Here is a 9,287-nt window from a genome sequence, read left to right as displayed (position 1 = left end):
CTCTACTATTATAATTTCACTTTTTGAGTCAAGTCACTTTCATTTTCAACTATCTTACCTTGATACTCTAATTTCCACCCCATAGACTTCGTGACAATCAATAATTTTGAAAGTTCAGAGATTAATCGGTTTTTGGCATTGGATTTAAGTGTTGATTTTTCGATTTTCTTAGCAATATTAGCTTTGGCAATTTTAGCAACTTTATTATAATCACTACCTGTAAATTCATTGAATCGGCTAGACTCGACATCGTAATATTTAAGTTCGGGATAGATTTTGATCTCTTCCTCAGGAATATTTGTCAATGTCAAAGTTTTATTTTCGGCATCAATATCATAGGTTAATTGACTCATATCAAAAGCAACAGTCACTTCAGCATTGACAACCACCAATGCTTTTTTATCAAAAGTAAGCCCTGGAATATAGGTTTTGCGTTGGTCTTTATAGGTAAGTACCTCGGAGAAATGTCCTTCGGTAACTACCAGTTTCGCGACATTTTTAATTTGGGACTGGATTAGTGCTGTATCGTATTCTATAGTAGAACTATTGTCTTTTTTCGAAAAATATTGATAGCCAAAAAACAAAACCAATGCCAAAAGCAGGATGGTAAACCATTTTCTAAATTCTGCCAGTTTAGAAGTATAAGCCATATCTTAATTTTTGAACGAAGATATAAAAAGTGGCGTTATAGTTTTAACTCAAATCAAATTATTTCGTTGGGCTTTTTGAACGGCTTCTAGTTTAGAATGCACTTGTAATTTGCTATAAATATTTTCAATGTGTTTGCGAATGGTCGATGGCGACAAAAACATATTTTGCGCAATAACGGTATAACTTAATCCTTGAGCTAGTTGTTCTAAAACATCGATTTCTCTAGCGGTAAGATTAAAATCTTCTGGATTATCAAGATTAAAATCCACTGGATTGCGCAAGAGTTTTAGTGTTTTCATCGCGATTGAAGGATTCATGGCAGCACCACCATTTAAAGTCTCCACGATTCCGTTGAACAAGGTATGAGGGTTTACATCTTTCAACAAATAGCCATCGGCACCCGCTTTTATGGCATTAAATATATTTTCGTCGTTATCAAAAACGGTGAGCATGATAATTTTGATATGAGGATACTTTTGTTTGACTAACAAGGTAGCCTCGATTCCATTCATCACGGGCATTTCGATATCCATTAACAACACATCGAGATGGTAGTGGTTCTCTAATTTTTCCATCAAATCATTCCCATCACAAGCTGTAAATTTGATTTCTACTTCTTCAAAAAAAGATAATTTTTCTTTGACTGACTGAATTAAAAAGTGATTATCATCTATAATGGCTATTTTCATGGTTCCCTTTCTTTAGAAATTTCCGATAGTAAATATACTTGTTGTTGGATGATTTTTAACTTAAAATAAATCATCGACACCCAATCTTGTTTTGCGTTCTTTTGCAAATCCTGCTGGGTTTCTTTTTGAAGTCCTAATTGATCCTCAATTTGTTCCATCAAAACTTGGTGTTCTTTTTTGGACTTAGCGATGGCTTGGATGCAACACATTACTAGTACCAAACCTACTAAAAATAATAAAATTAACAATACACTCATCTTTCATCCTTGTTTTGCTTTCATTTTAGTCTTCCAAAAAAACCTGCAATGTTTTTTTGATTTCGGGTAATTCTTCGGGTTTATTGGTTTTCATCAAAGAGCGCGCTACCTTATTTAATTTCTCTGGATGACGTGCTAATTCACTAAGATAAACATCTAGAAATGTTCGCATCCCAATGAGCAACAAAGCCGCTATTATTCCCACATGGTCATAAACAATCAAAAAGAAGAACGGTATAATGGCTAAAAATTGCTGAATGAAAATCCGCAAATAAGGTTTCATAAAATACCGATTCAAACTATACTCATTGTATTTTTTATTTTTATAAAAATGGAAATAAAACTGTATCGAATGAGTTGCTATCAAGGAAAGGAACACCCAATAAAATCCTTCTAACGATAGAATAGAAAGAAAGTTACTCGCTTGCAACGAGGTTGAAAAGCGTTCGTCTTTGATTGCAAAACCGATATAAATAAAAACACTTTGAATAGCTACAAAAAAACCATAATGGAGTAAAAAGAAAGGAATTGTGAAATAAGACGTAATCGCAGATTGTGTTTTCTCCAAAGGATTGTTACGGAGGATTAAAATCAGTTTTCCTACATGAAACACACCTATGATAATCGTCTCTAACACATACGCAAAAACAATGGCCATAGGATTCGCTTTTCCAAGAAACAACAACACTATTAAAAACAGGGCATTCCAATACACTCCTTGATAGGAAGGTAAAACCGCCACTATTTTACTAAGTTCCCCCATGGTCTGATCACATTTTGTTTACCAAAACCCCATTTTTAAATTCGCCACGGCTCGTTTGTTTGTTAAAAAAACCGTAACCACAACCATCATATTTACCAGCAGCCCAATTGCCTCGATAGAAATCACCAGATTCTTTGAATTTATAAAATCCGTAGCCTGAGAATTGATTTTTATCATTGAATTCGCCCATGTAAACATCTCCATTTTTAAAAATAAAACTTCCTACATGCATCGCTCCATTTACAAAAAGTCCGTAGTATTGATCGCCATTTGGAAATACATAGCGTCCATAACCATTATAACACTGTCCTGCTGTACAACCTGTAGTTGCGCCTGGAATGGTTATATAACCCGCTGTTTTTAGAAAATTTCCCTCTTGGTAAATGTTGTGTTCGTATTTGTTTTTTTCTTTGTTAAAGAACACTCCTGCCCCATCATATTTGTTGTTTTTGTATAACCCAAAATGAAGGTCACCGTTACTTAATATCGTTTCACCATAACCCGACATTTGATTGTTTTCCCAGTTTCCAAAATATTTAGCTCCTGTATTCCACGAATATAGACCGTAGCCGTTTTTTTGGCCGTTTTTCCAAAAACCGTCATAATAACCATTGTCATACGTATAGGTTCCCCAACCATCTTGGCAATTCCCTCTACATTTTACATCCACACTCATGGGTTGTGGAGAGTTTGGTGTACTTGGACTACTAGGTGTACTTGGATTGCTAAGACTTGCTTGAGAGTTAAGATTTTTATCAAAATCAATATAAACTGGAAAACTCTCGTAATTATTAGTCTCTAATTTAGTAACCGAAATGCTCGTTCGAAGATTGATAGCCTTATTTTTAATATTTTCAGGTATGGTCGTATAGCCGGTCTTATTGTCTTTTTTATAAAACAATTCCCTAACGGTAACCGACTGTATCAAATTCCCCATTGTTCCATACGTAGGAATCGTCGAAAAGTTATAACGTACTATCCAATTGCCTTGTGTATCGTATTCATATAGCGATACATAATAAATATCCGAACCGCCTTTATTTAATTTTGATATTTTTTGAGAGAGCAATTTAGTCTTTGGATTATTATAAAAACAATACGTATTTAATAAATCCGTGGCTTCCGAAAGCATTAATCCATCAGAAGAAAACCGTTGAGTCAAATTAAAACTACCTGTTGACGTAATGGTTGTAATACCTCCCTTATAACTAAAATTATAATCGAAATCTTTTTTGTTAGTCAAATCCTTATACGTTATTTTCTTGACAGAACCATCGCTGTTTTTCTCCACGTCATTTGTGGGCATAATATAATAACGTTCTGGAGTTACGATTAGGTATTCAACATATTTTTTATCATTAATTTGTTTGGTTTGTTGGGTGTATTTTTTATCATACGAAATAATTGTTTTGGAATCACTCGAAGGATATTTAATCGCCGTATTGTACCCGTTTGCATCAAATTCGTACGCTGTCTTTCTTTCAACACCAAATGTTTTTGAAACACCATTGTAAGAACTGGAAATCTCATTTATTGCAACGACATCATTGGTCACAATATCATAATGTTTTAATACGACTTTGGGGAAGTTTTGTCCCTTAACCAAAGAGAGACTGAATAAGAGGAATAGGGTAAAAAATCGTTTCATAAGTATCAAAATTAAAGTACAATCAAAGTTGAAAAAAAAGGAAGTCACACACCATAAGGCAATTGCCCTATTTGTTTGGGTTCCAAAAACTATCTCCCGTTGTATAAAAAAGGCGCCCAATATTTGGGTGATTTGGCTGCTTCACCTATATCACCGTTGATAAAAGCACGTTTGATATCGTTCAAGACTACACTGGTTTGGGCATTTTCTTGAACTACTTTTTTAAACAACATTTGCATGGTTATCGCCGTACTAGCATCATTTACGGGCCACAACGAAAGCAAAGTGCTATTGGATCCCGCAATCAAGAAGGCGTTATTCAAGCCATTAATTCCTTCTCCTCCGTACAATTTACCTACTGCGGTACTACATGCACTCAAAACCGTCATATCAGCATTGAGGTTGAGTTTCATAATTTCGGGAGCTAGCAAAAACGTATCTTCTTTGCCATCGCCTCCATTGGGTTGCGAAAACATCACGCCACTAAATTCAGGTATCACATCATCAGTAAAACCATGAGTAGAAATAAGGATGTTTTTGTATTGTTTTAATTCACCCAAAAGATTGGCTTTTTTAAAGTTGGATTCACTCATATTCAGTCCTGTTACCACCTTAACATCTTTTGACAGCGTAGCCATAAATTGTACTTCTTTGAGCGTTCCTTCTAAGAAATTGGCACCACCAAAACCTACGGCTTCCAATTCTGGTTTAAGATTGTAATTCCCTTGCTGGATTTTTTTAGTCACCGCATCCGAAACTTTGTAAAAATCTTCCATATTACGAACCGTTCCTTTTACATTTCCTGAGGGTTGAAACTGTGCGCCTCCATAAGCCAAAATGGATTTTCGGTCATTACTATAATGGCGGTTTGCGATTTTTTTCCAAATGGTTACGTTAGGAATATAACGCACATTATTAGTACTTACAAAGTATTGGTTTTTGGGACTAATGAAAGCTTCAAAAGGCAAATAATTCAACTCCGAAGCCACACTAATAATGACATTTTTGTATTGTGAAACCAAATCTTGTACGGGTTGCAAGGTGAGATTGTACCAAAAATGTAAAAAATCGGCTTGTGGTTTTTGATAATCGGGTTTGTCTGAATTTTCTAAAACATCACGAGTCCATTGCACTAAAGTAACAAAATCGTCTTTGGTGTAATTGCTGCTTTTATCTGCATAACGCACCAATTTCCCGTTGACGTAATCCACATTAAAATCCTGCATGTATTTGTTCAATTCAGAAGGTACTTTTTTGATGCGATCGGTATAAAACTTTTTTAAAGCAATTAAATTCTCAATAGGATAATTGTAGCGTATTTCGGCTTTGTTTTTAGTAATCGCCGTAATAATGATTTCCCCAGGACGACCTATCGAAAAAGTAAGCAGTACTTCCTCATTGGTAAGCATATCCTGAGCATCCTTTATCGTTGCAAAATTTGTATTGATGTTGAGCAATTCTTTAAGATAACCACTTCTTGTTTTTTCTTGCATTTCAAAAAGTTTGTCCACCTTATTGGTTTCTTTTAGACACATCATCATCGCCTCAAAAGTTCCCGAAACAGCATTCATGTATTCCAACTTTTGCTTGGCATTCAAGTCTTTTTTTACTTTATCAATTAAATCGATGCTTTTTTCAAACTGAACAATCGCATTAGCATACTCTTTTTGCATGTAGAAAACAAAACCAAGGTTGTTGTAGTTGTTTTGCGCTTTTTGAAATTGTTTTTTTGACAAATAATTAGTAGCTACCTCTTCGTTCAAACGCACTGCTTCAGCAAACAAGCCTTGTTTGGCTTTAATCATCGCATAGTTAGTATTAACCGAATTTGACAAGTCGTCATCTTGTATTTTCTTTGCCAGATTATAGGCTTTCAAAATATAATCTGTGGCTTTTTGTTTTTCAACAGGGTCACGACTAAAAAAATTGGTAGCGCCAATGACTCCATAGGCTCGAGCCTTATAATAATCATTGTTGATTTTGTTAGCGGTTTGTTCCAATTGATATGCCATTTGAACTTTTTCCTCCACATTACTGCCTACATCCCCTATCACATTAATTTTATGCATTTGCATATACGCCTGATGTACCGAAGGGAAATGCAACTTTGAATAATCGACTAACGCTTCATTGATATCCAACAAAGCCCCACGGCTGTCAAAGGAATTTTTCTTGATGGTTGATAAAAAATGTAGTGCGTAACTTCTTTTCCAGTATAATTGAGCAATGTTTTTGCTGCCTTCGATAAAGGTTTCAAATTGTTTAATGCTGGCTGTTGTATTTCTTCCGTAATAATACGTTACCGCTTTAAGTAAGGGCAGCATTTTTTGAAATAACGGATTGGCATTTTTTAAAGTCGAAAAATAAGCAAATTGAGCGTCCAGATTGTCACACTTTTGTCCCTTAGTCAAAATACCGTTTACGCATTGGTCTAAAGCATTGGCAGAATTTATTTTAGGCTGAATAAAATTCGTTTGGTAATAGGAGTTCCATTGGTTTTTCAGTCCCGATAAATCTTTCTTTGTAATGGCCTCAATTTTTTCGATATCATCAATAATGTCTTTGGGTGAAGGAAAGGTACACAACTGAGCAGCCCATTCTAAATTTTTCATGGCAGTTGCTGTATTGCCATTGAGATAGTCAATATAGGCCTGTGTGTAATAGGGATATGATATCAAAGGCTGAATGTTCATTGCCTGAGTATTGGCTAGTTGCGCCTGATTCAAATCTCCTTTTAGGATTTGATAGTACGAGTTCAGATAAAAGCCAGCAAACTCATCCGAAAAATTAACCATCAGGCCTTCGCTTCCGGATTTCATTTTTGACAAATCATTGGATTTATAGCCTTCTAAATAAGTGCTGTAAAAAGCATTGAAATCATTTTGCGCACTTACGACTAATGACCAAAAAAATCCAAATAGAATCGCTATTTTTTTCAAAGACATCATAGAATTGAAATTATAATGGAGTTACTAATTTTCCGTCATCATAATAGCCTTTTTCAATGACTACTCCGTTTTTATCCACTAAAAAACCAAGTCCTTCTCTATAATTCTCATCCCAATAGCCTACGTATTTATTTCCGTTTTTATAGAAAAAAACGCCAAACCCTCTGCGTTCTCCAAACATATATTGCCCGTAATAAGAGTCTCCATCATTCCATACATGAATCATCGGAAAATTTCTGTATCCGTGAATAAAATAGCCTAAAGCATAACTTTTATCGTATTTTTCCATCGTCAAACCTGTTTTTCCATCCCCTTTTTGCAAGGCATATTTTCCAGGAGGTGGTGGATTAAAACCTTTTGGGTCAATTTTACCATTCTTATATTGCTGACTTGAGCTCGGTTTTCCATTGGTTATTTTGAACGACGGACCATCTTTTTCGCCATCTCTGTAGGTAATCAAATCTATCGTCCCCGAATTTTTATCCATTTCAATTAAAGTTCCGTCCATTTGGCTACTAAGATTGTAATTTACAAACGAAGATTTCCCATTGGTATGCAACACCATATTGGGTCCTACAATTAGTCCGTTTATTCTAAATCCGTACGATACAGCACCGTTAGAATCTGTAAACGATTCGTAAGTAACCATTCCTTTTTTAAACTCTTTTTTTCCTGGTTGTTTGTTAAAATTAGATTGTGCCCAAGTGGTTGTAATGGCTAACAACAAGGCTAATGGTAGTATTTTTTTCATCATAATTAGTTTTTATTTTGTGAGTTGAAATTGAAAGAGGTTTGTTTTGTAAATGCGTTTATTCGTTAATTCAGACAATATATTTTATACTGTTTTTTCTTTTTTTCTCCCATATAATTCTCAGTAACATCAATGGTTGTATTGTTATTGAGATAGGTCGAAATGGAAAAATCATCCATCTGGATATATCCTAAATTATTGCTGAGGGTTCTTGCAACGATTTGGTATTGCAATCTATTGCCATAATGGTCTGTTTTAAGCACCGCATAAACTGATTCGGTTCCTTCTGCCTGAGGCCCTCTGAGCATCACCAAAAAGGTTTTGGATTCCTCACATTGAAATATTCTACCAATCGCATAAACCGTGGTATTAGGCGTTAAGAACAATCTTCGAGACATTTTTAAATTAGTTATATCTCTTCCTTTGGCGTTTTGATAATTATGTACGTAGGATTTAGGCAAGTCCTGAAAATTGATTTCCCATTCCTTAAAATCAGCTGTTTGACCGGCATATTTTTTAGCTAAATCATTCTTTGTTTGATTCAAACGGGCATTTTTGATTGTTTCAACTCTATCCCGAAGTAAAGCTACCTCTTCCTTACTACCCGCCGTGATTCTTGCTTTCTTTTCCTCTTTGGTTTGCTTATTGGTGATTACTAAATCGACATCCTGAGCATTTAAACTTTTATTTTCGGTCTTCAACAGTTGGATTTGGTATTTCCATAAAGCACCCCAATAATAATCCAAATTATTTGTTGAAGGTGGTTTGCTGAATTTCCCTGTGGTCAAGGTCTTTTCATCTAGCAAGGCTACTTTATCAATTCCTTTATTGTATTTAGCAGCATAAACCTTTCCATCTTGATAATGCGTGATAATATTGTCATACGAATCAGTCGTGGTATCCAAAAAAGAAAGCGTATTTATATCAAGGTATTTTATTTTGTTTTTTTCCTTAAAGCCCAATAAATTCTTAGACGGAATAGCAACGGCAAATTCGTAGTCGTATTTGGTTTCACGCCATTTTTTAGTTTTCCAATTGTAAAATTGCACAAAACTATGTTCGGGTTTGTCTAAATCAAGACGCCCCTTGCTATCTTTTTTATAAATCGTAAAACAAAAAACTATTTCATCTCCTATCAAATCGATAATTTTTCCATGATTGGGTTTTGCAAAATTATTGCCTGGAAAAAAAGAATTTGAGGCTTCATCCCATAAGAAATAATGGTCTGGTTTTAGTTCGCTATTGTCCCAACCTGCTATAATGGCTTTGTCATTTCTATAATCAAAAACAAGAGCTTCAAAACTGCTACTCTTAGTAAAGCCTGTTAGGATAACTTCTTTTACTTGTTCTCCTGTTGTCAAATCATAGATTAAACCATAGCTAGAGCCGTTCCAAAGCAAGCAATGGGTTTCTGCTTTATTGAGTATGGGTTTTAATTTAGTACTCCATTGTATGTTAGTAAACAAACCGTTTTGGGCTATTGTGCTACCTACAAAAAATAAAAACAAGTATCGTATCGCTCTCATAATGGGTTATTTGAATATCACAAAATAAACCAAACAGGAAACACGAATAAATAA

At 34.8% G+C, this 9,287-nt stretch carries 8 protein-coding genes; all 8 read right to left on the bottom strand.

What is annotated here, in order from left to right; translation table 11 throughout:
- Positions 1–8 precede the first annotated feature (8 nt).
- A complete protein-coding gene (locus SLW70_RS06710) occupies positions 9–650 on the bottom strand; it encodes a DUF4230 domain-containing protein (RefSeq protein WP_320891310.1) in 642 nt (213 codons plus the stop codon).
- 48 nt (positions 651–698) lie between these two features.
- Positions 699–1,340, bottom strand: a complete 642-nt coding sequence (locus tag SLW70_RS06705; protein ID WP_320891309.1) for a response regulator transcription factor — start codon at positions 1,338–1,340, stop codon at positions 699–701.
- The gene (locus SLW70_RS06700; RefSeq protein ID WP_320891307.1) at positions 1,337–1,597 is read right to left on the bottom strand and encodes a hypothetical protein; all 261 of its coding nucleotides are present in this window, start codon (positions 1,595–1,597) and stop codon (positions 1,337–1,339) included. Before SLW70_RS06700 ends, SLW70_RS06705 begins: the two co-directional genes overlap by 4 nt.
- Positions 1,598–1,622: 25 nt before the next feature.
- Positions 1,623–2,360, bottom strand: a complete 738-nt coding sequence (locus SLW70_RS06695) for a DUF6498-containing protein (RefSeq protein ID WP_320891306.1) — start codon at positions 2,358–2,360, stop codon at positions 1,623–1,625.
- A gap of 7 nt (positions 2,361–2,367) precedes the next feature.
- Positions 2,368–4,008, bottom strand: a complete 1,641-nt coding sequence (locus SLW70_RS06690) for a hypothetical protein (protein WP_320891304.1) — start codon at positions 4,006–4,008, stop codon at positions 2,368–2,370.
- 89 nt (positions 4,009–4,097) lie between these two features.
- A complete protein-coding gene (locus SLW70_RS06685; RefSeq protein WP_320891303.1) occupies positions 4,098–6,956 on the bottom strand; it encodes a CHAT domain-containing tetratricopeptide repeat protein in 2,859 nt (952 codons plus the stop codon).
- 10 nt (positions 6,957–6,966) lie between these two features.
- The gene (locus SLW70_RS06680; RefSeq protein WP_220760051.1) at positions 6,967–7,707 is read right to left on the bottom strand and encodes a hypothetical protein; all 741 of its coding nucleotides are present in this window, start codon (positions 7,705–7,707) and stop codon (positions 6,967–6,969) included.
- 65 nt (positions 7,708–7,772) lie between these two features.
- On the bottom strand, positions 7,773–9,233 hold the full coding sequence (locus SLW70_RS06675) for a hypothetical protein (protein WP_320891301.1): 1,461 nt from the start codon (positions 9,231–9,233) through the stop codon (positions 7,773–7,775).
- Positions 9,234–9,287 lie beyond the last annotated feature (54 nt).

It is taken from the genome of Flavobacterium sp. NG2 (assembly GCF_034119845.1).
Classification (GTDB): Bacteria; Bacteroidota; Bacteroidia; order Flavobacteriales; family Flavobacteriaceae; genus Flavobacterium.
The sequence above is the reverse complement of the archived record's forward strand: the minus strand, read 5'-3'. Positions and strand labels throughout refer to the sequence as shown.

Excerpts from the sequence above, each read along its gene's own strand:
- SLW70_RS06710 (WP_320891310.1), bottom strand. The coding sequence starts at position 650 with ATGGCTTATACTTCTAAACTGGCAGAATTTAGAAAATGGTTTACCATC.
- SLW70_RS06705 (WP_320891309.1), bottom strand. The coding sequence starts at position 1,340 with ATGAAAATAGCCATTATAGATGATAATCACTTTTTAATTCAGTCAGTC.
- SLW70_RS06700 (WP_320891307.1), bottom strand. The coding sequence starts at position 1,597 with ATGAGTGTATTGTTAATTTTATTATTTTTAGTAGGTTTGGTACTAGTA.
- SLW70_RS06695 (WP_320891306.1), bottom strand. The coding sequence starts at position 2,360 with ATGGGGGAACTTAGTAAAATAGTGGCGGTTTTACCTTCCTATCAAGGA.
- SLW70_RS06690 (WP_320891304.1), bottom strand. The coding sequence starts at position 4,008 with ATGAAACGATTTTTTACCCTATTCCTCTTATTCAGTCTCTCTTTGGTT.
- SLW70_RS06685 (WP_320891303.1), bottom strand. The coding sequence starts at position 6,956 with ATGATGTCTTTGAAAAAAATAGCGATTCTATTTGGATTTTTTTGGTCA.
- SLW70_RS06680 (WP_220760051.1), bottom strand. The coding sequence starts at position 7,707 with ATGAAAAAAATACTACCATTAGCCTTGTTGTTAGCCATTACAACCACT.
- SLW70_RS06675 (WP_320891301.1), bottom strand. The coding sequence starts at position 9,233 with ATGAGAGCGATACGATACTTGTTTTTATTTTTTGTAGGTAGCACAATA.